This window comes from Kaistella sp. SH40-3, from assembly GCF_030686865.1.
GTDB lineage: Bacteria > Bacteroidota > Bacteroidia > Flavobacteriales > Weeksellaceae > Kaistella.
In genome coordinates this window covers 1-1,051 of sequence record NZ_JAQYUS010000029.1, presented here as the reverse complement: position 1 = coordinate 1,051, position 1,051 = coordinate 1, and the positions used below count along the sequence as shown (strand labels likewise).

2 protein-coding genes are annotated in these 1,051 nt (G+C 38.0%); both read right to left on the bottom strand.

All coding sequences use genetic code 11. The annotated features are described in order from the left end of the window. On the bottom strand, window positions 1-739 hold a 739-nt coding region (locus PUH65_RS14880; protein WP_305552631.1), incomplete at its 3' end, for an IS3 family transposase. 20 nt (window positions 740-759) lie between these two features. After that, complete coding sequence (locus tag PUH65_RS14875) at window positions 760-1,026, bottom strand: transposase (protein WP_076388700.1); 267 nt, start codon at window positions 1,024-1,026, stop codon at window positions 760-762. Window positions 1,027-1,051 lie beyond the last annotated feature (25 nt).

Sequence of the window (1,051 nt, the reverse complement as noted above, 5' to 3'; positions counted from 1 at the left end):
GCTCATTGTTATACATCCACATCCAGATTTCCGAATAGTTTCTCATTTGCTTGATGTTCTCAAAAAGATAAACGTCTAAAAATTCTGTCCGAAAAGTTCGGTTGAATCTTTCTACCAGTGAGTTTTGCGTTGGTTTTCCGGGCTGAATATAATGAAGAACAATTTCATTCTTGCCACACCAATCTTTTAATTTTTCTGCAATGAACTCCGGACCGTTATCCACTCTTATTTTTTCAGGTTTCCCACGCCAGTCGATCAGTTGTTCCAGTTGCGAAACTACTTTTGCTGATGGTAAACTGGTATCAATGGTAATATTTAAAATTTCTCTGTTAAAATCATCAATGATATTAAGGCTTCTCACGCTTTTACCGCATTCCAAAGTGTCGTGCATAAAATCCATACTCCAAGTAACATTAGGATAAATCGGGCGAAGTAAGGGCTCTTTAATCCTTGCCGGAAGGCGTTTTTTCCTTTTGCTTCTCAAATTCAGCTTCATCGATTTATAAATTCTGTAAACCCGTTTGTGATTCCATCTAAAACCCAAGTTTCTCAAACGGTGGTGCATCGTCCAAAATCCCCAGGTCTGGTGCTGGTTTGCAAGCAAAACCAGTTCCTCCCGAATCTTGTCGTCTTCATTGTTCGTCTTCTTTTTGTAGTAAAACACAGAACTGCATATGATAAAAAGTTTACACGCATTCCGAGTGCTTATTCCGTGTTCTGATTTGGAATAAACAACCAGTTCCCGCTTCTCAGAAGGTGTTAAAACTTTTTTGCAATCACATCTTTCATGACCACATTTTCCAGGGTAAGTTCCGCTACAATTTTTTTATACTGCGAAAGCTCCTTTTCCAGTTCCTTCATCTTAGAGAGTTGCTGCACATCCAATCCTCCATATTTACTTTTCCACTTGTAAAATGTCGGCTGGCTGATGCCGTGTTCGCGGCAAATCTCATTTACTGTTTTTCCTTGATTTTGTTCAGATAAAATCTTGATGATCTGAACTTCTGAAAATTTACTGTTTTTCATAGTCTTCCAAATTTAAAAACTATAT

Coding starts and splice junctions, on each gene's coding strand:
- PUH65_RS14875 (WP_076388700.1), bottom strand. CDS start 1,026: ATGAAAAACAGTAAATTTTCAGAAGTTCAGATCATCAAGATTTTATCT.